This window comes from Marinobacter sp. G5_S1_61_S3 (assembly GCF_054968585.1).
Genome location: NZ_JBQKUK010000006.1, coordinates 85,359 through 109,058 on the forward strand (window position 1 = coordinate 85,359; position 23,700 = coordinate 109,058).

The 23,700-nt window shown below is 58.3% G+C and carries 25 protein-coding genes; 11 read left to right on the top strand and 14 right to left on the bottom strand.

The annotated features are described in order from the left end of the window. The first annotated feature begins 26 nt into the window (after positions 1-26). The gene (locus ACTRWH_RS07380) at positions 27-941 is read left to right on the top strand and encodes a DUF808 family protein (RefSeq protein ID WP_462826195.1); all 915 of its coding nucleotides are present in this window, start codon (positions 27-29) and stop codon (positions 939-941) included. 1 nt (position 942) lies between these two features. Here ACTRWH_RS07380 and ACTRWH_RS07385 read toward each other — a convergent pair whose 3' ends face one another. The 9 genes from ACTRWH_RS07385 to ubiE all read right to left on the bottom strand — a co-directional run bounded on the left by ACTRWH_RS07385 (position 943) and on the right by ubiE (position 7,138). After that, positions 943-1,662, bottom strand: coding sequence for a 16S rRNA (uracil(1498)-N(3))-methyltransferase (locus tag ACTRWH_RS07385; RefSeq protein WP_036210496.1), 720 nt, complete (start codon positions 1,660-1,662; stop codon positions 943-945). Further along, the gene (tatC, locus tag ACTRWH_RS07390; protein ID WP_036210493.1) at positions 1,659-2,453 is read right to left on the bottom strand and encodes a twin-arginine translocase subunit TatC; all 795 of its coding nucleotides are present in this window, start codon (positions 2,451-2,453) and stop codon (positions 1,659-1,661) included. The genes ACTRWH_RS07385 and tatC overlap by 4 nt, the downstream gene beginning before the upstream one ends. Continuing rightward, positions 2,450-2,953 carry a Sec-independent protein translocase protein TatB gene (gene tatB, locus ACTRWH_RS07395; protein ID WP_041332557.1) on the bottom strand — a complete coding sequence of 168 codons (504 nt, stop codon included), beginning with the start codon at positions 2,951-2,953 and terminating at the stop codon, positions 2,450-2,452. The genes tatC and tatB overlap by 4 nt, the downstream gene beginning before the upstream one ends. Before the next feature lie 10 nt (positions 2,954-2,963). Continuing rightward, positions 2,964-3,200, bottom strand: coding sequence for a twin-arginine translocase TatA/TatE family subunit (gene tatA / locus ACTRWH_RS07400; protein WP_007153187.1), 237 nt, complete (start codon positions 3,198-3,200; stop codon positions 2,964-2,966). Between the two features lie 88 nt (positions 3,201-3,288). Beyond that, positions 3,289-3,618 (bottom strand): phosphoribosyl-ATP diphosphatase, encoded by a 330-nt coding sequence (locus ACTRWH_RS07405; RefSeq protein ID WP_041332558.1) that lies wholly within the window; start codon positions 3,616-3,618, stop codon positions 3,289-3,291. After that, positions 3,611-4,048 carry a phosphoribosyl-AMP cyclohydrolase gene (gene hisI, locus ACTRWH_RS07410; protein ID WP_041332559.1) on the bottom strand — a complete coding sequence of 146 codons (438 nt, stop codon included), beginning with the start codon at positions 4,046-4,048 and terminating at the stop codon, positions 3,611-3,613. Before hisI ends, ACTRWH_RS07405 begins: the two co-directional genes overlap by 8 nt. Before the next feature lie 14 nt (positions 4,049-4,062). Then, positions 4,063-5,712: a ubiquinone biosynthesis regulatory protein kinase UbiB gene (gene ubiB / locus ACTRWH_RS07415; RefSeq protein WP_091642738.1), complete on the bottom strand. Its 1,650-nt coding sequence runs from the start codon at positions 5,710-5,712 to the stop codon at positions 4,063-4,065. Then, entirely contained in the window at positions 5,709-6,347 is a 639-nt protein-coding gene (locus ACTRWH_RS07420; protein ID WP_041335193.1) for a ubiquinone biosynthesis accessory factor UbiJ, read from the bottom strand. The genes ubiB and ACTRWH_RS07420 overlap by 4 nt, the downstream gene beginning before the upstream one ends. Then, the gene (gene ubiE, locus ACTRWH_RS07425; RefSeq protein WP_041335196.1) at positions 6,347-7,138 is read right to left on the bottom strand and encodes a bifunctional demethylmenaquinone methyltransferase/2-methoxy-6-polyprenyl-1,4-benzoquinol methylase UbiE; all 792 of its coding nucleotides are present in this window, start codon (positions 7,136-7,138) and stop codon (positions 6,347-6,349) included. Before ubiE ends, ACTRWH_RS07420 begins: the two co-directional genes overlap by 1 nt. Positions 7,139-7,252: 114 nt before the next feature. Here ubiE and ACTRWH_RS07430 point away from each other — a divergent pair, with 114 nt between their 5' ends. Continuing rightward, positions 7,253-7,531: a polyhydroxyalkanoic acid system family protein gene (locus tag ACTRWH_RS07430; protein WP_007153181.1), complete on the top strand. Its 279-nt coding sequence runs from the start codon at positions 7,253-7,255 to the stop codon at positions 7,529-7,531. Between the two features lie 15 nt (positions 7,532-7,546). Here the strand turns inward: ACTRWH_RS07430 and ACTRWH_RS07435 are convergent, their stop codons facing one another. Beyond that, on the bottom strand, positions 7,547-8,296 hold the full coding sequence (locus ACTRWH_RS07435) for a DUF8198 family protein (protein ID WP_085678905.1): 750 nt from the start codon (positions 8,294-8,296) through the stop codon (positions 7,547-7,549). 73 nt (positions 8,297-8,369) lie between these two features. Further along, entirely contained in the window at positions 8,370-9,293 is a 924-nt protein-coding gene (locus ACTRWH_RS07440; protein ID WP_007153179.1) for a hypothetical protein, read from the bottom strand. A 342-nt stretch (positions 9,294-9,635) separates the two neighbouring features. Here ACTRWH_RS07440 and ACTRWH_RS07445 point away from each other — a divergent pair, with 342 nt between their 5' ends. The 4 genes from ACTRWH_RS07445 (at position 9,636) to ACTRWH_RS07460 (ending at position 15,968) form a co-directional block, all read left to right on the top strand. Continuing rightward, a complete protein-coding gene (locus ACTRWH_RS07445; protein WP_462826196.1) occupies positions 9,636-11,030 on the top strand; it encodes a WS/DGAT domain-containing protein in 1,395 nt (464 codons plus the stop codon). Between the two features lie 182 nt (positions 11,031-11,212). Next, positions 11,213-12,316 carry a porin gene (locus ACTRWH_RS07450; protein ID WP_213479784.1) on the top strand — a complete coding sequence of 368 codons (1,104 nt, stop codon included), beginning with the start codon at positions 11,213-11,215 and terminating at the stop codon, positions 12,314-12,316. Positions 12,317-12,559: 243 nt separating this feature from the next. Further along, a complete protein-coding gene (nosP, locus tag ACTRWH_RS07455) occupies positions 12,560-13,729 on the top strand; it encodes a nitric oxide-sensing protein NosP (protein WP_379865763.1) in 1,170 nt (389 codons plus the stop codon). Further along, positions 13,707-15,968, top strand: a complete 2,262-nt coding sequence (locus ACTRWH_RS07460; RefSeq protein WP_228210091.1) for a NahK/ErcS family hybrid sensor histidine kinase/response regulator — start codon at positions 13,707-13,709, stop codon at positions 15,966-15,968. The genes nosP and ACTRWH_RS07460 overlap by 23 nt, the downstream gene beginning before the upstream one ends. Before the next feature lie 4 nt (positions 15,969-15,972). Here ACTRWH_RS07460 and ACTRWH_RS07465 read toward each other — a convergent pair whose 3' ends face one another. Then, positions 15,973-16,650: a response regulator transcription factor gene (locus ACTRWH_RS07465; RefSeq protein WP_041336792.1), complete on the bottom strand. Its 678-nt coding sequence runs from the start codon at positions 16,648-16,650 to the stop codon at positions 15,973-15,975. A gap of 266 nt (positions 16,651-16,916) precedes the next feature. Here ACTRWH_RS07465 and ACTRWH_RS07470 point away from each other — a divergent pair, with 266 nt between their 5' ends. The 5 genes from ACTRWH_RS07470 (at position 16,917) to ACTRWH_RS07490 (ending at position 22,132) form a co-directional block, all read left to right on the top strand. Further along, positions 16,917-17,936 (top strand): ABC transporter substrate-binding protein, encoded by a 1,020-nt coding sequence (locus ACTRWH_RS07470; protein WP_462826197.1) that lies wholly within the window; start codon positions 16,917-16,919, stop codon positions 17,934-17,936. Then, positions 17,933-18,709 (top strand): ABC transporter permease subunit, encoded by a 777-nt coding sequence (locus ACTRWH_RS07475; RefSeq protein WP_462826198.1) that lies wholly within the window; start codon positions 17,933-17,935, stop codon positions 18,707-18,709. The genes ACTRWH_RS07470 and ACTRWH_RS07475 overlap by 4 nt, the downstream gene beginning before the upstream one ends. Next, entirely contained in the window at positions 18,702-19,376 is a 675-nt protein-coding gene (locus ACTRWH_RS07480) for an ATP-binding cassette domain-containing protein (protein WP_462826199.1), read from the top strand. Before ACTRWH_RS07475 ends, ACTRWH_RS07480 begins: the two co-directional genes overlap by 8 nt. Positions 19,377-19,466: 90 nt before the next feature. After that, positions 19,467-21,533, top strand: coding sequence for a phospholipase effector Tle1 domain-containing protein (locus tag ACTRWH_RS07485; protein WP_462826200.1), 2,067 nt, complete (start codon positions 19,467-19,469; stop codon positions 21,531-21,533). Next, positions 21,530-22,132 (top strand): DUF2931 family protein, encoded by a 603-nt coding sequence (locus tag ACTRWH_RS07490; RefSeq protein ID WP_462826201.1) that lies wholly within the window; start codon positions 21,530-21,532, stop codon positions 22,130-22,132. Before ACTRWH_RS07485 ends, ACTRWH_RS07490 begins: the two co-directional genes overlap by 4 nt. A gap of 32 nt (positions 22,133-22,164) precedes the next feature. On the opposite strand, the gene ACTRWH_RS07495 is transcribed toward ACTRWH_RS07490, so the two are convergent. Continuing rightward, positions 22,165-22,968: an ABC transporter permease gene (locus tag ACTRWH_RS07495; protein WP_462826202.1), complete on the bottom strand. Its 804-nt coding sequence runs from the start codon at positions 22,966-22,968 to the stop codon at positions 22,165-22,167. A gap of 2 nt (positions 22,969-22,970) precedes the next feature. Beyond that, entirely contained in the window at positions 22,971-23,693 is a 723-nt protein-coding gene (locus ACTRWH_RS07500) for an ATP-binding cassette domain-containing protein (RefSeq protein ID WP_462826246.1), read from the bottom strand. Between the last annotated feature and the right edge of the window lie 7 nt (positions 23,694-23,700).

The window sequence follows — 23,700 nt, forward strand, 5'->3', positions numbered from 1 at the left end:
CATCGTTGAACCAAAAGGAATTCGTTATGGCTGCCAGCAGTCTCCTCGTATTGATTGATGACATCGCCACGGTTCTGGACGATGTGGCGTTGATGACCAAGGCGGCCACCAAGAAAACCGCCGGCGTGCTGGGGGATGACCTTGCGCTTAATGCCCAACAGGTGACCGGTGTGAAACCTGCACGGGAACTGCCGGTGGTCTGGGCGGTGGCGAAGGGCTCGATGCTCAACAAGGCCATCCTGGTTCCGGGCGCTCTCGCCATCAGCTTCTTCGTGCCCTGGTTGGTGATTCCCCTGCTGATGCTGGGTGGCGCCTTTCTCTGCTTTGAGGGGTTTGAAAAAATCGCTCACCGGTTCCTCCACAGGCAGGAAGATGAACAGCACAAGGAAGAACTTCGCAACGCCCTCAAAAATCCCGAGGTCGATCTGAAAGCGGTTGAGCAAGACAAGATCAAAGGGGCGATCCGCACGGACTTTATCCTGTCGGCCGAAATCATAGCGATCACCCTGGGAACGGTCAGTAGTCAGAGCATCGGAATGCAGTTCATGGTGCTGACGGTCGTCGCCGTAATGATCACCATCGGTGTCTATGGCTTGGTGGCCGGCATTGTGAAACTGGACGATGGCGGTCTGTACCTCAGCCAGAAAGAAAGTCCATTCGCCAGGCGGGTTGGGGAAGGCATCCTCTGGTTTGCTCCCTGGATGATGAAAGCCTTGTCCGTGCTGGGCACCATCGCCATGTTCCTGGTGGGTGGCGGCATTCTCACCCATGGACTGCCACCGGTGTATGAGGCCATTCATCACTTTGTCGAAGGTTTTGGTAGTGTCGCCCAGGCCGTTATTCCGGTGCTTGCGGACGGCCTTTTCGGCGTTGTAGCGGGGGCTTTGCTGGTAGCGGTGATCACACCACTGACAAAACTCTGGAAGGCGCTTTCGGCCTGAGCTAAACGCAGGCGTCGAACAGGCGGCTGACCAGCACAGGTACGGCGGTCTCCACCCGGAGGATACGGTTGCCAAGGTGTACCGCTTCGCAGCCCGCCTCGGTCAGCTTGTCGACTTCATACGGTATGAATCCGCCTTCCGGGCCAACGCACAGGGTGGCGGGTTCGTTGATGTGTGCCGGGCAGGGCGTGCTGGTGCCGGGGTGGGCCACCAGAGCACGGGTATTTCTCAGCAGGGCCGGCAATTCATCTTCCACGAACGGCTTGAACAGCTTGCGGACGTGCAGCCGGGGCAGGTGGGTGTCCCGCGCCTGCTCCAGGCCGAGTACCATGTTTTCCCGCAGATTGTCGTCCGACAGCCACGGCGTTTGCCAGAAGCTTTTCTCCACCTTGTAGGCATTGATCAGCCAGATATCCTTGACGCCAAGGGTTGCGCAGGTCTGCAGTACACGGCGGAACATCTTTGGCCGTGGCATGGCCAGGATCAGCGTCAAGGGCAGTGGGGCTGGCGGTGGTGTGGTTAATTCCACCTGGAGTACGGCCTCGGTATCGTTAAGCCTGACCACGCGACCCGTGCCAATATCGCCGTCCACCAGGCCCACAGGTACCAGGTCGCCTTCCGCAACCTTCAGCACTGAATGCAGGTGTGCCAGCCGGCGGCCCGTGAGCACGGCTGTGTCCGTTGCCACGAAATCATCCTGAAACAGTAGCGCCAGGTTCATTCGTTGGAGGCGTCCGTTGCATCAGGGGCTTCCACCTCGCGCCTGGCGAGCCGACCAAACAGAATGCCGAGTTCAAACAACAGCCACATGGGCACCGCCAGCAGGGTCTGGGAGATGATGTCCGGTGGGGTCAGCAACATGCCGATTACGAAGCAGCCCACCACGATGTACGGGCGCTTCGCAGCGAGGTCTTCGGGCGTGGTGGCGCCAGTGAGAATCAGCAGTATGGTGGCGATGGGAATTTCGAAGGCAACCCCGAAAGCGAAGAACATCTTCAGTACGAAATTGAGGTAGCTGCTGATATCCGGCAACTCAACAATGCCTTCCGGGCCGATGGCGGTGAAGAATCCGAACACCAGCGGGAACACCACGTAATAGGCAAAGGCCGCCCCCAGATAAAACAGGACGACCGACGTAAACAGTAAGGGGAACGCCAGTTTCTTCTCATGGGCATACAGGCCCGGCGCAATAAAACTCCAGAGCTGGTAGAGGATCACCGGAATGGCCACGAACACGGCTAGCACCAGGGCCAGTTTCAATGGCGCGAAGAACGGGGAGGTGATGTCCGTTGCGATCATGGTCTGGCCGACTGGCAGCAGGTCCCGCAAGGGTTGCGATATCAACAGGTAGAGTTCATTGGCAAACGGGTAGATGGCGGCAAAACAGATGATCACCGCCAACACCATTTTCAGCAGGCGGTTGCGCAGCTCCAGCAAATGCTCGATCAGTGGCATTTCCGGCTGTGCATCTTCGGGACGTTGGGCGTTTTTGCCGTCGGGCTGGGTGGTCATGAACGGTTATCCGGCGTGCTTTCCTGTTGTTTCGGGGTGCCATCGGCCGAATGGTCGTGCGTGCTGTCATCCTCTCGTGGCGGATCATCAGGGGCCAGAGAGGCATGTCCGGAACCGTTGGCTGAGGTAGGGTCTTCCTCAGGGTCCATTACGGGCTCTTCGGGTTCGGCAATCCGACGGGTCGCAGGTGCGGGCCGGTGTTTGGGCTTATCGTCGTCGGACAGAACCATGTGTTCGTATTTCTTGGCCTCGTCCAGGGCGCCGCGCACCGACTTCTGGACATCTTCCAGGCCGACGTCGCCGGCTTTGCGCAGTTCTTCGCGAAGCTCTTCCGCTTTGAGCTGACGGTCGAGTTCCGAGGAGAACTGGCTCACCATTCGGCGGGCACCACCAATCCAGCGCCCGGCTGCCCGGGCCGCTGTAGGCAGCCGTTCGGGGCCGAGAACCAGTAACGCAATGACGCCGCAGATCAGCAGCTCGACAAAGCCGATATCAAACATTCAGCCCGTCTCAGCTGTGGGACTTGTCCCGTGGCTTTTCTTCGGCGCGGGCTTCATGAGCTTTCGCGTCGGCATCGTCTGCAATGGCGTCCGGGTCATCGTCCTTCTTGTCGTCTTCGTTCATGGATTTTTTGAACCCACGAATGGCACCGCCGAGATCCCCGCCGATGTTGCGGAGCTTTTTGGTTCCGAACAACAGGATAACAATGCCAAGTACGATTAGGAGTTGCCAGATACTGATGCCCATGCCGGGACCCTCGTCTTAAGGTTTCTGTTACGGTTGATTGTACGCCACTTCGGGGGGCTTCCGGAAACCCTCTTCAGGGTTGCCCGGATCACTGTTCCCGGGAGGCTTTTTCTTCAAGGCCAGACAGGTCAAATCGGCTGGCGAGCTCGTCGATGACGTCCTTGGGGCCAAGGCCAAGCCGGGACAGCATCACCATGCTGTGAAACCAGAGGTCGGCGGTTTCATAAACCACGTCCCGGGTTTCACCGGAGTGCTCCGCGTCCTTGGCGGCCAACAACGTCTCGGTGCACTCTTCCCCTACCTTTTCCAGGATCTTGTTGAGCCCCTTCTGGTGCAGGCTGGCGACATAGGAGGTTTCCGGATCGGCCTCCTTGCGGGCTTCCAGCACCTGGGCCAATTGCTCAAGAATGTCACTCATGGTTGCTACCTCCCTGTTTGTCACCGTAAATAGCGCCGGGATCCCGCAGAACCGGATCCACGCTCGTCCATTGCCCGCCTTCCAGTTTGCGATAAAAGCAGCTTCGTCGCCCGGTGTGGCAGGCGATACCGCCTTTCTGCTCAACCTTCAGAAGAATGACGTCTTCATCGCAGTCCAGCCGGATTTCCGAGATCACCTGTTGGTGCCCGGAGGTTTCCCCTTTGCGCCACAATTTGCCGCGGGAACGGGACCAATATACGGCCTGGCCTTCTTCAGCGGTCAGCCGGAGCGACTCTGCGTTCATCCAGGCCATCATCAGGATGTCGCCGGTAGCGGCGTCCTGGGCAATGGCAGGTACCAGCCCATCCGCATTCCAGCGGATTTCCTCTAACCAGTCAGGCGTCCCGACTCTAGCGTTTGAATCTTGCATTTAGATGACTTCCGTCAGTTTTTCCGTTCATGGCCTACAACCAGCCAGGCCGCCACGGCCAGTAAAGCCCAACCATGAACGGGCATGGTCTGTGCGAGGGTGGCAAGGTCGTGGTCGAGGCTCAGCCAGGCCACCCCCGCCAGGGCTGCAGCGGCCAGCCCCCGTCGCCAGCGCCGGTCGGCCCGGGCCCGGTTTTCACGAATAAGTTCCAGTGTAGCGCGACTGGGGTGGTCGTTGGAGCCCGTGTTGCGTAACTGCACCAGCGCGTCGTGTACCAGCTGTGGCATTTCCGGCGACTGCTCCAGCCAGGCGGGCAAATGGGACTGCAGGGATTTGATCAGGCCGGACGGGCCGATGCGTTTGCGCATCCAGGCTTCCAGGAAGGGTTGAGCAGTGCTCCAGAGGTCCAGATCCGGATAAAGCTGACGCCCCAGGCCTTCCACATTCAGCAGGGTTTTCTGCAGCAGTACCAGTTGCGGTTGCACTTCCATGTTGAAGCGCCGCGCCGTCTGGAACAGCCGTAGCAGGAAGTGGCCAAAGGAGATGTCTTTCAGTGGCTTCTCGAAAATCGGCTCGCAAACGGTGCGGATAGCGGCCTCGAATTCGTTGACCCGGGTGTCCGGTGGCACCCAGCCGGACTGGATATGCAACTCGGCGACCTGGCGGTAATCGCGGCGGAAAAACGCCAGCAAATTGCGGGCAAGATAGCTTTGGTCATCCGGTGCAAGAGTGCCAACGATGCCGAAATCGATGGCAATGTACTTCGGGTCCGCGGGGTTGCTGACATCCACGAAAATATTGCCCGGGTGCATGTCGGCGTGGAAGAAGCTGTCCCGGAAGACCTGGGTGAAGAAGATCTCCACCCCTTTCTCTGCCAGTACTTTCAGATTAACGCCGGCTTCACGAAGCGCCGGAACGTCGGCAATGGGGATGCCGTGAATGCGCTCCATGACCAGAACGGACTTGCGTGTGTAGTCCCAGTCGATGGAGGGGATATAAATCAGCGATGAGTTCTCGAAATTACGGCGCAGCTGACTGGCGTTGGCGGCTTCGCGTTGCTGGTCGAGTTCGTCATGGATGGTGGAATCGTAGTCCGCCACCACTTCCACCGGGTGCAGCCGACGGCCTTCGGACCAGTAGCGTTCCAGCAGACCGGCCATCATGTACATCAATGCCAGGTCCTGGCGGATGACTCGTTCAATGTCGGGGCGGATGACCTTGACCACGACTTCCCGGCCGTCGAGAAGCGTGGCGGCATGCACCTGGGCGACGGAGGCAGAGGCCATGGGCTCGCGGGAAAACTCCGCAAACAGCTCCGACACCGGCGCACCGAGGGATTTTTCGATAATGCCCTGGGCGACGTCGCCGGGAAAAGGCGGTACCCGGTCCTGCAGGTTTTTGAGGGAAAGCGCCATGTCGTCGGGTAGCAAGTCCCGTCGCGTCGACAGGATCTGGCCGAATTTGACGAATACCGGCCCCAGCTCTTCAAACGCGAGGCGTAGGCGGTCCCCCCGGTCCAGCTTGGGTTTCGGAAACAGGTGCCAGGGGGCCAGCAGGAAAAACACTTTCAGGGGGACAGGCAGTTCCGCCAGCGGTAGAAAGGTGTCCAGCCGGTAGCGGCAGAAGACCCAGGCAATGCGGAACAGGCGTTGCAGGCGCGTCACGGCGTCTCCGTTTGGTCTTGTTGTCTGGGATGCTCCAGCCGCGTGACCCTGGCTTCCAGGCGTTCGGTCTGCAGGTTCAGCCGGTCGATATCGGTAAACGTGGCTTCCAGCTCCCGGCGCCCGGGCAGGCTTCGGCTTTCTTCATGAATATATTCTTCAACATTGGCGTTCAGGGACGCAAACGCCTGTCGGCTCCAACGAACAGCCCCGCGAACGCGCTGGCCGATAAAATGCGCCGGCACATCACCAATATACCCGGCCATGGCAGCTTCCCAGTCGGGGTCGAGTTGGTCGATGGCGCGCTGGAACTGGTGCGCCAGGGCGGTATCGCCAGTCACGTGAATGCGGCCTTCGCTGAAAACTCCGTCATCGCCGGTGGCCAGGGCGGCGAACGCCATGGGGCGGCCGGACAGGATCAAAGCAGGAGCTTCCGAGGGCTGGCTGGCAACCTGAATGCGATCTCCCGCCTGTTGCAGCGTCAGCGTGAGGCCGAGCCCGTCCAGCGAAAACTGTACCGGCCCCGTGAGCGCTGACATCAGAGCCTGCTTGCCAGCGGGGTCCAGCGCCAGCGCTCGGTTGAGCGCGCTCTCAATGATAGAGGTGGCGGCAGACAGCAGGGTTGGGCCGGGAAACATCAGGGCTTGATTCCCACATGCAGGGCGACCACGCCGCCGGTCATGTTGTAGTACTTGCAATTCACCAGGCCTGCCTCTTCCATCATCGCCTTGAGCGTATCCTGATCCGGATGCATGCGGATGGACTCGGCCAGGTATTGATAGCTGTTGGAATCGCCGGCAATCAACTGGCCCATCAGCGGCAGCGCGTTGAATGAATACACGTCATAGGCTTTGCTGAGCAGCGGATTCTTGGGTTTGGAAAACTCCAGCACCATTACCTTGCCACCAGGTTTCAGTACCCGGGTCATGTCCCGCAGGGCCTGGTCCTTGTCGGTGACGTTGCGCAGGCCAAAGGCAATGCTCACAGCGTTGAAGCTGTTGTCCGGGAAGGGGAGGTGTTCGGCATCCGCCTGCACGTATTCGATGTTGCCGGCGTAGCCTCGGTCCATCAGCCGGCCCCGGCCAACCTGAAGCATGGACGCATTGATGTCGGCCAGCACAACCTTGCCGGTTGGGCCGACCAGGTCCGAGAACTTCATGGTCAGGTCGCCGGTACCCCCGGCAATATCCAACACCTGGTGCCCCTTGCGGACGCCGGAAAGCTCAATGGTGAAACGCTTCCAGAGGCGGTGGATTCCCATGGACATGAGGTCGTTCATCAGGTCGTACTTGCCGGCCACGGAATGGAACACGTCAGCGACCTGACCCGCTTTCTGGCTTTTCGGCACGTTGCGAAAGCCAAAATGGGTAACGTCGTCTTTAGGTGTTTCCGCCTGCGGCTGGTCGGTAGACGGTTGTTGCTCGCTCATGGGCATGTCCTGTCAGAATCTGAACCCCGTATTCTAACGCTTGCGGGGGTGGCTACAAGTTTAATGCCGCCTTACACTATAAATCGCGCCCGAAATCCTGGAGATATCCGTTTCATGTCAACAATTGATGTACGCCGCACTCATTCCCTCGACAAAGAGCACGCCCGCCAGGCGGCGGAAACCCTGGCTGAGGATCTGTCAAAGCAGTTTGATGTGAACTATCAGTGGGAAGGGGATCATCTCAAGTTCAAACGCAGCGGCGTGAAAGGCCAGTTGGAAATCACCGATAGCAATCTCCATGTTCACCTGGAACTGGGCATGATGCTGCGGCCGTTCAAATCGCGTATTGAGCAGGAAATCCACTCCCAGCTTGATCAGATTCTGAAGGCCTGAGTTCCCCCTATTTCGTTAAAGGTCACTCGGTAGCTCAAACGGTTTCGGGTGGCCGTCCAGGATGTTCTTCATGACCCGTTTCTCTCGCGTGACCAGACGGTCAATCAGTAGGTCTACATTGTCCATTTTACGGAACGCGGAATAGCCCCGGTGCAGGAAACTGTGCAGATCGCTGAGGCCCGCCATCTCGGCCGGTGCCCGGCTCATTGAAAGCAGCCAGCCAAGGGTGCGGTTGCGGACATAGCGGTCGAGCTGGTGCCCCACCTCAGCCACCAGGGTAATCTGCCGTTCCCGTTGTTCCAGTTGCTGGCTGCTGCGAAAGATCTGGCAGTAGGCGTCGCTGGAAAGTTCGCTGGGAGAAAGGCCGCTTGAATGGCAGAGTTCGGCCAGCTCCAGGTCCAGCCGTTGGGTAATCAGGTTCAACTCCACCAGCCCGGCGAAGGTGTCCAGCAGGTTGTCCGGGAGCCACTTCACCATCTTCGGGAATACGCGGTCGATGTTGTCGTCGCGTTGGGTCATGCCGGCGGGGGCGTAGAGGTCCGTCAGCAGGAATTCCAGGCCGGTGTGGTACCCGGGGTGTTGGTAGAGGTCCGCGTGGGTGGCCTTCAGGCGCTCCGCCTGCCAGTCCGCTATCCGGAAGGTGTGTTCCAGCAGGGAGTGGGTGGCTTTGTACTGGCGGAAGTCGTGGTAGTCCAGCAGCAATTGCTGCAACCGTCGCGCGCTGTCGGAATGGGTTGGGGTAGCGACTAGGCGCTCACGATACATGGGTGTGTGGCTCCACTGGACCTGCAACAGAAACGCGCCAGTTTAGCGGAGCCGGGGCTCGAGTGCAGCTGTGCTAACCCTGGGCCGTCGCCGGCAGGCTCTCAAATCCCGGCACCCATTCCTTGCTGTCGAGTGTAATAAAGTGGCTGGGAGCCTCGGTTTCGACAATCCGCATGGTGGTCGGGCTTTGGCGTGCACTGGCCAACATGGCCTGTCGGTCCAGTATTCGGTCCACAGCCGGTATCAGGAAGGTGCCGTAACGAACCTTGCTGTACACGCTGGTGTCTGTTCTCTCCATCCAGGCCATCAGGTTCTCTATGTTGCGAACAATGGTCAGGTGGTCCTTGGTGGCGGAAAACAGTTTGCCCAGCAGCTGCTTCTTGCGTGGGTTCATTTTGCCGAAGAAGGTTTGACCATAGGCGGATGAGGGAGCGCTGTTTATCAGGCGAATCAGCCAGGGCCACATGCCATGGCTCACCGGCTCCAGTACCGCCGTTACCAGGGCAGAAAGACGCCCCTGGGGCAGAACGGGTGCTTCCAGCACCAATTCCACGTTTTCATACAGTTCCGGCCATTGATTGATGGCCTCAAGGATGACGGCGCCGCCGCGAGAATGGCCATGTACGCGGATGTTGTCGGTGCTGGGCAGGTTCGCCAGGGCCTGGTTGAGAATACAGGCGTCGTACTCGATAGTGCCGTCGAGGTGTTTGATAGGCACTTCCCAGTCCGGTGCTTCGGGCGTTACGCCGTTTACGGGAATGTGATAGTTGCTGCAGGTCAGCAGGATCAGTTCGGTGGTTGGTGCTTCGTAGGCCTGGGTGAAGTAGCAGTGATTTTCCAGAAAACCGTGGACGCCAATAACGGTCTGTTCGGCCTTGCCGCTGTGATTGCGGACGGAAACGGCGCCTGTGCCGACGCGGAAGACTCGCCCTGAGAACATCTCCGAGTAAGCGCTATCGATCGGTTTTATCAGTTTTCGTACATGGCTCGCTTTCATGACTGCTCTCCTTCAGCACCTGATGCCTGCCTTTTATTGGTCTTTATGGGCGCTGGTACATTCAGTTGTACCGATTTCTGCCACCGCAGGTATTGGCACTGATTACTGTTTTACGCTCAGTCAGGGCCAATAGACGTTTGGCGAACAGTGCGTAAAGGCACGTGTAGTGCCTAATAACCATTTCATCAAGCCTTATTCCCAGTATAGGGGTGAAAGGTTACTTCCGTGTAACTTTTTGTAACTACGTGACGCCGACAGCCTTATGGAGCCTTCAGGGCTTGTCTGGCACAATGCGGGGTCAACTTTCCATTTCTTGCAGCATTTATCCGGGGACAGACAGGTTTGAGTCAAAAGGAATCGCATCTGCTGTTGCCTGTGGACTCGGCCTGGCTGGCTCTTGAGCGGCCCGAAAACCCCATGACGATTACCGTTATGTTGCGGGTGGAAGGGCTCACGGAAGCCCGGTTGCTGGAATTCCTGCGTATTTACTGGCTTGCCTGGGAGCGTTTTCGCTATATGCCGGTTCGCCGCGCCCCTGGCTGGTGGTGGGAAGAGGACCCGGTATTTTCGCTCCACCACCACCTGCAGGTGGTCGGCGGCGAGCTGGACCGGCAGGCCTTGCAGGACTGGGTGTCAGCCCGGTTGAACCAGCCATTGCCCACGTACCGTCCGCTCTGGAAATTCTGGTTGCTTCCCGATGCCGAGGGCGGCGCCGTACTCCTTTTGCGCATGCACCACTGCTACGCCGACGGGCTCTCCCTGCAGGGCATATTTGACCGGTTGTGCCCGCCGTCGCCGCAACAGGCGCCGGTGCTTTACGGCGCGGCGGAACAGGCGGACATGGGGCGTTGGGGAAGAGCCGCCAATGCCTGGCTGCGTGAGCTGACGGACAGCGAGTGGCCGCGGGAAGAGGCGGGTCCGGAGGACGATATTCCCCGCAACGGTGGCACCGCCGGTCGCAATGCCCTGGAGCGGGCGACCTGGAAAAGTGTCAAGCTGGTCAATGAGCTCAGCCAGTTCCTGGTAGAGCCGGAAGATACGGACTCCTCCCTTAAGCGGTCGCTATTGGGACGTCGCCAGTGCCGCTGGTCGCAGCCCGTGGCGCTTGAACGTTTTCGCCGGATTGCCACGCTTACCAGCGTTACCATCAACGATGTGTTACTCAGTTGCGTGGCGTCTGCAGTCCGCAATCGGCTTGTCGCGGACGATACCGATATGGATGAGGCAGTGCTTCACGCGGCGGTGCCAGTGGATATCCGTAACCGCCTGCCGGAAGGGGTAAAGCCGGAGCCCGGGACTCTGGGTAACTATTTCGGGACGGTGTTCGTGCCGTTGCCGGTGGACGGTGAAAGTTCCCTGGAGCGGCTGTTCCGCATCAAGCATGAAACCCGCAAGCTCAAGAAAAGTTGGCAGCCCGGCCTGTCCTGGGCGCTGACAGGCAGCGCACCGCTGATTCCCGAAGCCTGGCGTCAACCTGTGGCGGATCTGTTCTACCGCAAGGCCAGTGCGGTGGTGTCGAACGTGCCTGGTACCCGTGATGAACGGTATCTGGCCGGTTGCCGCATTCTGGAGCAGATGTTCTGGGTACCCCAGGCCGGGGATATCGGGCTCGGCGTCAGCATTGTCAGTTACGCCGGCCAGGTCCAGTTCGGTGTGGTGGCCGATGAGGCGGTCATGGCCGATCCCGAGTGCTTCCTGGATGACTGCCTGCAAGAGTTGGAATGCTTTCCCCTCTGACGGGTAGTAGTCCCAAAGTTCTGTTTTCATAGCCTCCTAAAAGATCAGAAAACCTGCCCCCTTGGCGCATTTTCCACCCCCGCTGCTTCGCCGACCATTGAATTCAGGCGAAAGAATGCGCCTGAGACACGGGTAACCACCCGCTGCTCAACACCCAGATTCAATAAAAACCGGGGGAGTTTATGAACAACAACAATTTCCGAAAGTCAGGGCTGGCCATCGCGATGGTTGGTGCGATGTCGGTCAGTGCCGGCGCAAACGCGGCAATCGAAGTGTACAACGAAGACGGAACCAGCTTTTCCGTGGACGGCTATTTCAACGCCTTCTACGTTAACCGTGACGACAAGCTGAACGACACTCGCAATTCCGACGTGAAAATGGGGTTCCTGCCCAATACGATCGGTTTCAACTTCAGTAAGGAAATGGGCGACCTGACTCTGGGTGGCCGGTCTTCGTTCTGGTCCACCATCAACGACAGCCTGCAGTCACCGACGGATACCGCTATCGATGTGCGCCAGCTGTACGCCACGGTAGACGGTTCTTTCGGTCAGGTGCTGATTGGTAAGGACTTTGGTCTTTACGCCCGCTCTAACATCTTCCTGGACGAAATCCTGATGGGCTTCGGTTCTCCGGGTGCGGCAACCGGCGTTTCTTTTGGCAATATCCGCACTGGGTACCCTTACCCTAATCCATCGGCACAGATTACCTATCGGACCCCGGATATGGGCGGCTTGAAGGTGGCTGCTGGTATTTTTGAGCCTGCCAATACCACACCGGGTGCGGAGTCAGAACAGTCCGCGCCGCGTTTCGAAGCAGAGGTTACCTACAGTGCGGACCTGAACGGCCTGGCGTTGACAGGCTGGGTTAATGGTCGCCATCAGAGTTCCGAGAATGCAACCACCGAAGTGGACAGCCAAGGCCTTGGTTACGGTCTTAAAGCGTCCGTTGCAGGGCTGTCGCTCACGGCCTCCGGCTTCACCTCTGAGGGCGACGTTCCTGTATTGCTGACCGATGCGGCCCTGACTTCGGAAGAGGACGCCGACGGCTACCTGCTCCAGGGATCCTATACCCTTGGCGCCAATCGCCTGGTGTTGTCCTACGGTGAAACAGACTCTGACCAGGGTGATTTCGAAACAGAGAACACCTCGGTCGCGGTCTTCCATGATGTAAACAGCAACTTCAAGCTGGTTGCCGAATACAACATGTTTGAGCAGACCACGAAGTCCACCGGCGCGGATGCAGCAGAGTTCGACACCCTGGCGCTGGGTGCTGTGATCACGTTCTGAGTGTTTGAAGAGTGCCCCAGCACCGGCAAGGATTCCCGGCGCCGGGGCCTCGAACTTAAGACTAAAGTGCCGGTTTGCTTTCCCGCAAATCGGCAGCGCCAGCAGGCATTGATTCAGGAGGGTTTTTAATCAATGGCTTACGATCATTTTGGCGCGCCAATTAAAAGCACTGAAGTCGCATTGGCTCCGTTTGCGGATTCCGTAGAATCGAGTGAAAGCCACTCGGTTTCGGAGCGCGTATCCATGAAACCCGTTACCACGCTGCCTGCCGTTCGGGTAGCCAGCTCCCATGTTCGTGATCCGATGCTGGCCGCCACCAACCTTGCCAGCGAGCTCAGTCATGAACACCTCGGCTGTGTCCTGTTTTTCTGTTCCGCTGAATACGATCTTGGTCGTTTGGGCATTGCCCTTGAACATGTCTTTGATGGCGTGCGGGTCAGTGGTTGTACGTCTGCGGGGGAAATTACACCGGAAGGTTACGGCCGGGGCTGTATCACCGCTATTGGTTTCGACCGGCGTTACTTTTCTATTGAATGCGCCCTGATCAGTGAGCTTGAGCATTTCACCCTTCACGACGCCCAGGGGGTCATTGATGGTCTGTTGTCCACCTGTCGTGATGCCGGCCTGGCATCGGTCAAGGGCAACACCTTTGCCATCACTTTGCTGGATGGGCTGTCGAGCCGGGAAGAGCTTGTGCTGGCGACACTGAATGCCGCGCTCGGCACTATCCCACAGTTTGGCGGATCCGCGGGCGACGACGAGCGCCTGGCCAATACCCACGTGTTTTTTGAGGGCCGGTTTCACACCGGGGCCGCTACTGTGATGCTGGTTAATACGCCGTTGGACTTCCGTGTGTTTTCCACGCACCACATGCAAGCCCGCGAAGAAAAACTGGTGGTTACTTACGCAGATGCTAAGAGCCGGACCGTCTATGAGTTGAACGCGGAACCGGCAGCGGAAGCCTACGCCCGCGCAGTGGGCGTAGCGGTGGAAGAGCTTGACCGCAAGGTGTTTGCGCTGCGACCGATGGGCGTGCGGATCGGGGGGCACTATTTCGTGCGCTCGGTACAACGGGTGAACGCCGACGGGAGCCTGACGTTCTACTGCGCGGTGGAAACCGGCATTGTCATGACCGCCATGGAGCCTGGCTCACTTCTTGAGAGCGTGCGCACGCAAATTGAAGCCTCCGAACGGGTCGTGGGGCCACCACTGGTGACCATAGGCTGCGACTGCTTTCTTCGTCGTCTGGAAGCGGAGTTCACTGGCGTTGTAGATGAAGTGTCAGATTTCCTTCGTCATCATAAGGTCATTGGCTTCAATACCTATGGTGAGCAGTTCGACGGTATGCATATCAATCAGACGTTTACGGGGGTGGTGATTGGTCAGCCCGATGCCGGTTACGGTCACAACTGAGGCTGATCCCGACGACCGCAGGGATCAGCGGATTGCCGAGCTGGAGGCGGAGAACGAACGCCTCCGAAAGATAAGGGACGCTCTTATTGTTCGGGTGGAATCCGGCTCGGCTCACAAACCCGAACCCTATGCGGCGTTTGAACACTCGGTGGTTCTGGCGGAGCAGGTGCGGGAACGTACGGAAGCGCTCAACCAAACCATGGATGAGCTCAAGCACAGCAACAAGGCCCTGAACAGGGCCCGCGAAGAGGCTGAAACCACGCGCCAGCGTCTGGCAGACGCTATCGAAAGCATTGCTGATGGCTTTGTGCTTTTTGATCACCAGCACCGCCTTATTCAATGTAACAGCCGGTTCCGCAGTTACTGGGCCGATGCCCGGTTGGATGTTCCTCCCCCCGGCACTTCTATCGCCGATCTGAAGGCCATGGCGATCAATTCCGGGCTGGTGGTTGAAGAGCATGTGAATGAGTCCTCAGAAGGGGCGGTGTTCCTGCTGTCCAATAGCCGTTGGGTGCAGATGACGGAAAGGAGCACCCGTGAGGGTGGGCTGGTTGTTCTTTACTCGGACATTACTGACGTCAAGAACAGTGAAATGGCTCGCCGAATCAAGGCGCTTGAAGAGAGCGAGCGCTGGATCCGCGTGGTGACGGACCATGTGCCCGCACTGATCGCCTACGTGGGCGCGAACATGACCGTGCAGTTCTGCAACAAGGTTTATGAAGCCTGGTATGGGCGCAATGGCGAGTCGCCGCTTGGTAAACACCTGGAGAACATTCACCAGCCTGAGCTTTACCAGAGGCTAATGCCTCATATGCAGGCTGTGCTCAGGGGTAATAGCGTCAACTTCGAATTCGAGGAAACCAACGACACCGGAGAGACCCGCTACATGCTCCGCGCCTACGTACCAAACGTGGACGACCACGAGGAGGTTATCGGGTTCTTCGTGCTGATCCGGGACATTACCGACCGCCGCAAGACCGCGCTGGCACTGGAGCAGGCGTACGATAATCTGGAACGGCGGGTGAAAGAACGTACCGCAGCTCTTACCGGCCTCAACAGTCAGTTGCGACAGGAAATCAGTGAGCGGGCGGCGGTGGAAGCGCGACTGCGTGACGCCAAGATGGACGCCGAGCGCGCCAACTTGTCGAAAACCAAATTTCTGGCGGCGGTCAGCCATGATCTGCTGCAGCCACTGAATGCAGCTCGCCTGTTCACCAGTTCTTTGTTGGAGCACTCCTTCGGGCCCAAGGCCGAGGGACTGGTGCGATCGGTAAGCACCTCCCTGGACGATGTGGAAAACCTTCTGGGCACCCTGGTGGACATTTCCAAACTGGATGCCGGCGTGATCAAGCCGGACATCATGGCCTTCGACTTGCGGGACCTGCTCAACAACATCGCCCGTGAGTTTCGTCAGATGGCACTGGCGGAGGGGCTGACGCTGGACTTCGTGCCATCCTCGGCAATCGTGGAGTCCGACTCCCAGCTACTGGCGAGGATTCTTCGCAACTTCCTCACCAATGCCATTCGTTATACCGGCACCGGGCGCATTCTGCTGGGGTGCCGCCGGCATCGGGAGCATGTATTGCTGCAGGTGTGGGACACCGGCCCTGGTATTCCGGAGGACAAGCTGACCGAGATTTTCCAGGAGTTCAAGCGCATTCGCCCCGCTGGCTCGCAGCCGGACAAGGGCCTTGGGCTGGGGTTGGCGATCGTCGACAAGATTTCCCGCATGCTGGGTCACGAGGTGACGGTATCCTCGATACAGGGCAAAGGCTCGGTATTCAGTGTAAAAGTGCCGGTCGGGCAGTTGTTGCCCAAACGGCCGACAGCAGATGATGACCGCGCGGTGTCAAACCATGGGGGACTGGGTGGCGCCAGGATCTGGGTGATCGATAACGACCACGCTATCTGCCAGGGCATGCAGACGTTGCTGGAAGGCTGGGATTGCCAGGTGGTTTCCGCGGTTTCTCTGGAAGATCTTGAGCGGCAGGTGGATCCGGCCAAGTGCCCCGTGGACCTTATTCTGGCGGATTATCATCTGGACAACGACGAGAATGGAGTAGATGTGGTGGCCGAGATCAATGGCCGCCGCCAGCGCCCGGCTCCGGTGGTCATGATTACCGCCAATTACACCAACGAGTTGAAGCAGCACATCCGCGAGCTGGGGCACGTGTTAATGAACAAGCCTGTGAAGCCGTTGAAGTTGCGCAGTGCGCTGAACCACCTTTTGAGAGGGTGATCTCCTACCGTTTCAGGTACTGACTGAAATCCACGTCGCTGGCCGACAGAATCGCCTGCACCCGGTTGTGAACCCCCAGCTTGCGAAGAATCGCCGAGACATGGGCTTTAACCGTGGTCTCTGCGATGTTCAGGTTGTACGCGATCTGCTTGTTGGATTCCCCCTTGGACATGCGCTCCAGTACCAACAACTGGCGGCGGGTCAGGGAGTTCAGCAGCTCTGGTGAAATCGGGTTGTCCTCATGCCGGCTGCGGCGATGGGTGTTTTCCTTGCCGGTTCGGATGATGTCTGAAGGCAGGTAGACATTGCCGTTGAGGATCTGCTGGATGGCCTCCGTCATCTGGGCGCGGGGAGAGGACTTGGTGATGAAACCGCAGGCACCGTAGGTAATGGCCTGCAACACCACCTGTTTGTCTTCCTCCGCCGATACAATGACTACCGGGATGGTTGGCGCTTCGTTCCGCAAGGTAATCAGACCGTTCAAGCCGTGCATTCCCGGCATATTCAGATCCAGCAGAATCAGATCCAGATCATCGTTTTCGCGGGTAATGTCCAGGGCGCTGTCCAGGTCGGCGGTTTCAATGATCTGACTACCGCTAAAACCGGTCGATATCACGCTGCTGATGGCCTCACGAAACAGCGGGTGGTCGTCGGCAATCAATATTTTGTAGGTTGGCTCCATGGGTGGATCCACCGGTTTGTTGTCATTATCAGGGATGGTTTCCGAAACATCATAGCGCTTTTCGGGAGAGAGTGCGGCATCGGGCTCATTCAGCATGGCGGCCTCCTGGGACAGGGGATCTCCCAAGTGGGGTGTGATCCTCTGTTTATTATTGTGATGATTGCATTACACGCTATCCGCGCCCCGGGTTGAATGCGACCATCGCACCAAAAAACAGGCACCAAAGTACTATTCTGGCCGGCCGGCGGGCTTCGTATCGTGGAGGGATGAGTCAACAAACCATAACAATGCCTGATCCTGTGTTTCCCGGTGCTGCTGTCCGCGCTGCCTGGATGGCTATGGTCATCCTGTGGTTGGTTTTTGCGCAACCCGGGGCGGCTCATGCCCGCGATAATCAACCGTTGCCCGTGTTGTCCGTCAGTGTGTTGCAGTTCGGCACCGCTCACTGGGAGTTGGACCACATAGTCCACCAGGGGCTGGATCGGAAGAACGGCTACCAATTGGATCTCACGCTGGTGGCCAACCTGCCCGCGTCCCGACTGGCGGTAACCAGTGGTTCCGTCAACGGGGCTGTAGCCGACCTGCATTGGGCTCAGGCCCGTTTTGAGGACGGGGCGCCCTATCTTTACGTACCGTTTTCATCCCAGATTGGCGATATCGTGGTGGCTGAAGACTCCGATATACGCGCCGTGGCCGATCTGGCCGGCAAGCGTATCGGCGTTGCAGGCGGGCCAGACGGCAAGGGCTGGATACTGTTGCAAAAGGTTGCGGAACAGCGAGGGATCAATCTTGCGACATCCGCCGATGTGCAGTTTGCCGCTCCACCGCTGCTGAGTCAGGCCCTGAGGCGGGGCCAGGTGGATGCCATCGTCACCTACTGGCATTTTGCCGCACGCCTGAGAGGTGAGGGCGGCTGGCGTTCGGCGTTCAGAATGTCGGATCTTCTTGTCGCCATTAATCTCGACCGGAACTTGCCGGTTCTGGGGTATGTTTTTTCGGCTGATTGGGCGGAGGACCATCGCGCGTTGATGAACCGTTTTGCCAGATCGTTGCAGCAGGCCAAGAACGAGCTCTCGGATAGCGAAAGGTTCTGGCAACGCCTGCGGCCACTGATGGGTGAGCCTGACGACGCTGTATTTCAATCGCTGCGGAAAGGGTTTGTGACAGGCGTACCATTACCGCTAACGGACCAGCGCATTGCGGGCCTGCATCGTCTGCTGGCGCTCACTGGTGCCAATCCTGACAATCGTATGCCCACCGACCTGTTTCACCGGGGACAGCCGTGAGAGCCTTCTCTGGCCGCCCTCCGGCCTGGAGTTACTGGGTGGTGTTGCCGTCTCTTGTCTTTTTCTGGGCGGCGGTTGCCTGGGTGATCAAGTCCCCCTTGCTGCCGTCTCCCCTCGACGTTTTAGATTCCCTGATGCAGGAATCCGAATCCGGAGCCCTATGGCACCACCTTGGTGCCACACTAGCGCGTGTGGTGGTGGCCTTTGCATTGGCCATGCTGCTTGGTACCGGGATTGGCATTGTGATGGGGCGCTCCCAAACCACCAATGCGCTGTTCGATCCTTTGTTGGTCCTGCTTCTCAATCTGCCCGCGCTGGTAACCATCATCTTGATGTATGTCTGGTTTGGCCTGGTGGAAGTGGCCGCGGTGATGGCGGTGGTGATCAACAAGGTCCCCAATGTGGCGGTGACGGTTCGGGAAGGCGCGCGGAGCCTGGATTACCGGCTCGAGGACATGGCTACCGTCTACGAGTTCACCCGCTGGCAACGGTTTCGTGAGGTCTGGGTACCACAACTGTTTCCCTATCTGATGGCGGCTACGCGTGGTGGCTTGGCTCTAATCTGGAAAATCGTGCTGGTGGTCGAACTGCTGGGTCGTTCCAGTGGTGTCGGTTTCCAGTTACACATGGCCTTTCAGGTGTTCGATGTGGCTTCCATCCTCGCCTACAGTCTGGCCTTTATCGCCGTGGTGCAACTCATCGAGTTGGCCATCCTGCAGCCCCTTGAACGCCGCTCCGGTCGCTGGCGTCAGCCGGAGGCCGCCCATGCTTGAGCTACAAATCGCCGGGCGCAGTTTTGGCAAACCCGTGTTGGGCGAGGTCTTCGCCACCATTGAGCGGGGCGATCGAATCTGCCTGTTAGGGCCATCCGGTATTGGCAAAACCACCCTGTTGAACGCCATCGCCGGGCTCGACAAAGCACTCCCGCAGGGTGCCATTATTGGCCGCGAGACACTGCGGGTTGGCTACCTGTTCCAGGAACATCGATTGCTGCCCTGGCGAGCCCTGAATGCCAACCTCCAGCTTGTAGGGGCGAGTGATGAGGAGGCTGAAATCGTTCTGGGCCAGGTGGGCCTTGCCGGATACGGTCACTACCTGCCGGACCAGCTTTCCCTCGGCATGGCTCGACGAGCCGCACTCGCACGTTGCCTGGCGGTTAAACCGGATTTGTTGTTGCTTGATGAGCCCTTCGCGTCGCTTGATCCGGTAATGGCGAGTGAACTGAAAACACTGATTGCCGGAATCCTGGACGCCAACGCCAGCATGGCCATGATTTGCGTAACCCATGATGGGCGCGATGCCGAGATCCTGGCGAACCGGCTATGGTATCTGGATGGTAGTCCGGCGCAGCTGCAATGGGACGATGCCATTGGCGAGCCCAGTTTGATCAGCGATCTTCTTGGGAAGTTGCGAGACTCGGAGGGCGTGGACCTGGTTTAGTGAAAAAACGTGACACTCGAATTGTTGCCTTCGTGAAACATCGGCTAACATGGCCAGCTTGTCTTCTACCGTCAACAAGGAGTGCTGACGATGGGCTTTATGGACCTGGTCCCGGTATGGGACCTGAAGGCCTACCACCTTCCCCGCATTGAATCCCCCTTTATCGCCACCAATAGGGCCCGGCGCCTTATTCAGGACGATGGCAGTGTCCGCGCGCGCATGGAATCGGCATTCGGGCCCCAAACCCGCAGCGGCCATGATCTGACCGAAACCGTCTGCCGGGCAGTCAGCGATAACAGGCTGATGCTTGTCTATACCGGGTCCGGACGGCCCCTTTCTCCCGTCGTGAGCTGGCTGCCAGACGACAGCCTGCCCGCGGGAGGGCGCTGGCGGTTACGCAGTGGCGGAATGAACTTACCTTATGCCATTCAAAAAGGCGTAGCAGAGCTGAATGCCTGCGACATTACTCCTGAACAGCTGCGCCAGTATCACCCCCAGGGTATAGGCGGGTTGGGTGTAGGGTTGTTCTCGGCGAATTATCGTCAATGGCGGCGATCTGAGCGTGAGTCGCAAGACGGGGCGGAAGATCATCGATTGAGCCTGCCGCTGGGAGCAGCCGCTTTGGTGGCACCGCTGAATGTTTCGGCGGCAAAGGCGGCCGAGGACGCCTTTGCCGATCCTCCCAAAGTACATCTGGAAGTCGGGATATTTACCGACGGCACCATGAACAACGCTGCCAATGCCCGCTCGTTTGCCGAGCAGCTGGAGCGGGATTGTCTGATTCCCTATGAAAACGATGAGATAAGTCGGGAGGAATGTGAGTGGCGAATTCGCCTGATGATGGGGGATAGTTACGCCAATGGCCTTAGCAACGTGGCGAAACTGCGAGATCTGTACAAGGAAGGAGAGTTGGAGTCTGAAGGGGGCACAACCTACCTGCGCCAGGTTTATGCTCCTGGCGCGGGCACCAAGACTCGAGATAGCGATAAATGGTATGGCGCTGCCACTGGTATGGGGGAGGCGGGAGTCATTCAGCAGGTAAATCATGCTTTCTCACGACTGGCTTTGTTAATTAAAGAAGATCTGCAGGGTCAGACCATTGAGAGACTGACCGTTGATCTGTTTGGTTTTAGCCGCGGAGCGGCGGCGGCACGCCACGCTGCCCATGAAATCAATCAGGGAGAAAGCGGCTTACTGGCAAGGATACTGGCGGAGAGCGGTGTTCTCTGGCCAGAATTGGTACAAATACGTTTCGTGGGATTGTTTGATTCCGTGGCGGCCATTGTTAACCCATTATCCGGTGACCTGTTAGCTCACAACGACCGAAACCGTCCGGTGAGGCTATATCTGGATCCTGGCAAGGTAGGTCAGGTGGTACACCTGACCGCCGCCCACGAACACCGAAAGAACTTTGCCCTGAACAGTCTAAGAAATCGGGATGGCAGCCTCCCAGCCAACTTCCGGGAGGTCACGCTGCCGGGCGTTCACTCTGATATTGGCGGTGGCTATGATGAAAGCCAGAGGGAGGATGTGCTACTCAGCCCGACGCTACAGATACCTCAAAACCGGCTGCGCTGGCCGGAGGAAACTTTACAGTGGGACAACCTTGAGGCCCAGAGGCAACAGGTGGCGGCGGAAGGTTGGATTGGTCCCTGTAGCCTGCCGGTAAGGCAGTCGGATCAGTTGCAGGCATGGCCGAAGGAGCTGGGCTCTGAGGGGCCCGCCCGACTGGAAATTGTCACTCAGCGCCATGACCACCCGGTGCCAAATGGAAGCGTAGAACTGATCTTGCGAATGTTGCGACAAGTGCGTGGAGAATATTCGCGGGTAGTTCTGCGGTTGATGCACCACTTGGCAATCGAAAATAACGTACCCTTCCGAGATGTTGATACCAGAAAAGATGACAATACGTTACCAGCAGAACTGGAACCAATTTTGTCGCAACTTTTGGAACAGGTTGCTGACGGGAATGAGGTGCCTTCTCTCGGCACCGAAGACTTGGACCTATTACTTCAACGCTATATCCATCACTCGGCAAACTACAACAGCATTGAGGCTCAGATAGCGGGAATACCGGCGAAGCTGGGAGTGTTGTTCCCCCATGCGCCTGCGTCCTCGGGGGAGCGCCGGATATATTCCCAACAGGAGGGAGAATGATAATTCAAAAGGCATTGGCAATCGGTGTTGCCGCCATAGCCCTAATGGCCAGTGGCTGCGCTATATCGGCAAAGGACGACATTCCCTGGGGTATAAAAGTGGTAGCCCCTAAGCACTATGATATTTGGGGCGTCGGTTTGTTTCTTGAGAAAACAGGAGAACGAAACTGGCGTCAGCCAGTAGGCTATGTAAGTTGTTGCTGGAAAGGACCTCGAGGCCCCAGTGGGTCGAGCACGGGGGTTGATCCTTTTCCCGAATTGATCCTCATCCACTGGTTCTCCTTTGCAGAGCAGAAGTACTACGCCAAATTGATTAAGGTGCCGCCCGACCTGCAGGATCGTATGCGGGAGCCCGCCACCTACAAAACGCAGGTAGATGTGAGGTCGGGGCCCCGACATACCATGGCCATTGGCCTGGCTCCCGGCGGCACAATAGTAGTCTGGATCATGAACCAGATCGGGAACGAGGTTGAGGTGATGCGTATGCAGGCCTCAGAGGCGCCAGGTGATCCAGATGATTTTGAGGTGGGAACCCGAAACTACCTAGAAAAGCACGGCGACTACCTCCAAGAACACGGCATACCAAAGGAAGGTTGGTAAGCGGGTACCCCTGCCTGCCGAATGCCTCTCGGTCAGGCAGGCTTTGTCCCCAGTATCTTGGTCCTCTGTGGCCGAAACCCCGTCGTTGCCAAAAGCGCCAGCACGACCGTTACACCGGCGGTAATGCCGAAGGCGGCGGGGTTCCACTCCAGATACAGCGAAAAACGGATCGCTTCCACTGCGTGGGTGAACGGATTGAACTGGCAGACCCAGTACAGCCAGGGGCTGGCTTCGTTCATTTTCCACAGTGGGTAAAGCGCCGAGGACATGAAGAACATCGGAAAAATGACAAAGTTCATCACCCCCGCAAAGTTTTCCAGCTGCTTGATCCAGGTGGCAATCAGCAGGCCCAGTGCTCCCAGCATCAGGCTGGTTAGAATCAAGGCTGGCAAGACGGCCAGATAGCCCCACAATGGTGGCTCCACATCCACCAGCAGGGCCAGAAGCAGAAAAACATACACCTGCCCGACCGACACTACGCCCATCGCCAGCAACTTGGTTACCAGCAGGAAGGGGCGGGGCAACGGGCTCATCAATAGAACCCGCATGCTGCCCAGTTCCCGGTCATACACCATGGACAGAGCCCCCTGCATGCTGTTGAACAGGATGATCATCCCGCACAGTCCGGGGGCGATGTAGGTCTCATAAGTGATGTAGGTCTGGTAGGGCGGAATAATGGAAATACCCAGCACAGCCCGGAAGCCGGCGGCAAATACCACAAGCCACAGAAGCGGCCGGACCAGGGCACTGGCGAAGCGAGTGCGTTGTTGCCAGAAGCGCAACCACTCCCGCGTCTGGATGCCGACAAAACAGTGCCAGTAATGGGCCGCTTTCATGATTATCCTGCCCCCGTCAGCGAGTGAAACGTTTCCGCCAGGTTCCGGGTGCCCTCGGCTTCGCAAATGTCCTGGCCGGAGCCATCGGCCAGCAGTTTCCCCTGGTGCAGGATCAACACCCGGTCATCCTGTTGCACCTCCTCGATCAGGTGCGTCGCCCACAGCACGGTCAGGCCGGCCTCGTCGCACAGAATGCGAACATGTTCGTTGAGCGCTCTGCGACTTGCCACATCCAGGCCGACAGTGGGCTCATCAAGCAGCAACAGAGAGGGCTCATGAAGCAAGGCCCGGGCAATTTCCACACGCCGTCGGTGGCCGCCATTGAGCTTGCGCACGGGTTCGTTGGCGCGCTCGAGCAGTTCAAAACGAGCCAGCTCGCGATCACCCCGCGTTCGGGCTTCTTTGCGAGATAAGCCGTGCAGCGCGGCGTGATACTGGAGGTTCTGGCGCACGGTCAAATCAAGATCCAGAGCGTTCTGCTGGAACACCACACCAATCTGGCGCATGGCCTCGGATGGCTGTTTTTTCAACGATTGACCGGCCAGCAGGAGTTCGCCCTGTTGGAGCGCCAGAAGCCGGGTCAACAAACCGAACAGTGTGGACTTGCCGGCGCCATTCGGTCCCAGCAAGGCATGAAAATGACCAGATGTCAGCGCGAAGCTGACCTCTTTGAGCACGGGCTTGTCGCCGTAGCGAAAGCTAATATGGCTGGCTTCAATGGTCATGCTGGTG

Bases quoted from the DNA above. Each gene is read 5' to 3' on its own strand.
- ACTRWH_RS07380 (WP_462826195.1), top strand. From the start codon at position 27: ATGGCTGCCAGCAGTCTCCTCGTATTGATTGATGACATCGCCACGGTT.
- ACTRWH_RS07385 (WP_036210496.1), bottom strand. From the start codon at position 1,662: ATGAACCTGGCGCTACTGTTTCAGGATGATTTCGTGGCAACGGACACA.
- tatC (WP_036210493.1), bottom strand. From the start codon at position 2,453: ATGACCACCCAGCCCGACGGCAAAAACGCCCAACGTCCCGAAGATGCA.
- tatB (WP_041332557.1), bottom strand. From the start codon at position 2,953: ATGTTTGATATCGGCTTTGTCGAGCTGCTGATCTGCGGCGTCATTGCG.
- tatA (WP_007153187.1), bottom strand. From the start codon at position 3,200: ATGGGCATCAGTATCTGGCAACTCCTAATCGTACTTGGCATTGTTATC.
- ACTRWH_RS07405 (WP_041332558.1), bottom strand. From the start codon at position 3,618: ATGAGTGACATTCTTGAGCAATTGGCCCAGGTGCTGGAAGCCCGCAAG.
- hisI (WP_041332559.1), bottom strand. From the start codon at position 4,048: ATGCAAGATTCAAACGCTAGAGTCGGGACGCCTGACTGGTTAGAGGAA.
- ACTRWH_RS07420 (WP_041335193.1), bottom strand. From the start codon at position 6,347: ATGTTTCCCGGCCCAACCCTGCTGTCTGCCGCCACCTCTATCATTGAG.
- ubiE (WP_041335196.1), bottom strand. From the start codon at position 7,138: ATGAGCGAGCAACAACCGTCTACCGACCAGCCGCAGGCGGAAACACCT.
- ACTRWH_RS07430 (WP_007153181.1), top strand. From the start codon at position 7,253: ATGTCAACAATTGATGTACGCCGCACTCATTCCCTCGACAAAGAGCAC.
- ACTRWH_RS07435 (WP_085678905.1), bottom strand. From the start codon at position 8,296: ATGTATCGTGAGCGCCTAGTCGCTACCCCAACCCATTCCGACAGCGCG.
- ACTRWH_RS07440 (WP_007153179.1), bottom strand. From the start codon at position 9,293: ATGAAAGCGAGCCATGTACGAAAACTGATAAAACCGATCGATAGCGCT.
- ACTRWH_RS07450 (WP_213479784.1), top strand. From the start codon at position 11,213: ATGAACAACAACAATTTCCGAAAGTCAGGGCTGGCCATCGCGATGGTT.
- nosP (WP_379865763.1), top strand. From the start codon at position 12,560: ATGAAACCCGTTACCACGCTGCCTGCCGTTCGGGTAGCCAGCTCCCAT.
- ACTRWH_RS07460 (WP_228210091.1), top strand. From the start codon at position 13,707: ATGCCGGTTACGGTCACAACTGAGGCTGATCCCGACGACCGCAGGGAT.
- ACTRWH_RS07465 (WP_041336792.1), bottom strand. From the start codon at position 16,650: ATGGAGCCAACCTACAAAATATTGATTGCCGACGACCACCCGCTGTTT.
- ACTRWH_RS07470 (WP_462826197.1), top strand. From the start codon at position 16,917: ATGAGTCAACAAACCATAACAATGCCTGATCCTGTGTTTCCCGGTGCT.
- ACTRWH_RS07480 (WP_462826199.1), top strand. From the start codon at position 18,702: ATGCTTGAGCTACAAATCGCCGGGCGCAGTTTTGGCAAACCCGTGTTG.
- ACTRWH_RS07485 (WP_462826200.1), top strand. From the start codon at position 19,467: ATGGGCTTTATGGACCTGGTCCCGGTATGGGACCTGAAGGCCTACCAC.
- ACTRWH_RS07490 (WP_462826201.1), top strand. From the start codon at position 21,530: ATGATAATTCAAAAGGCATTGGCAATCGGTGTTGCCGCCATAGCCCTA.
- ACTRWH_RS07495 (WP_462826202.1), bottom strand. From the start codon at position 22,968: ATGAAAGCGGCCCATTACTGGCACTGTTTTGTCGGCATCCAGACGCGG.
- ACTRWH_RS07500 (WP_462826246.1), bottom strand. From the start codon at position 23,693: ATGACCATTGAAGCCAGCCATATTAGCTTTCGCTACGGCGACAAGCCC.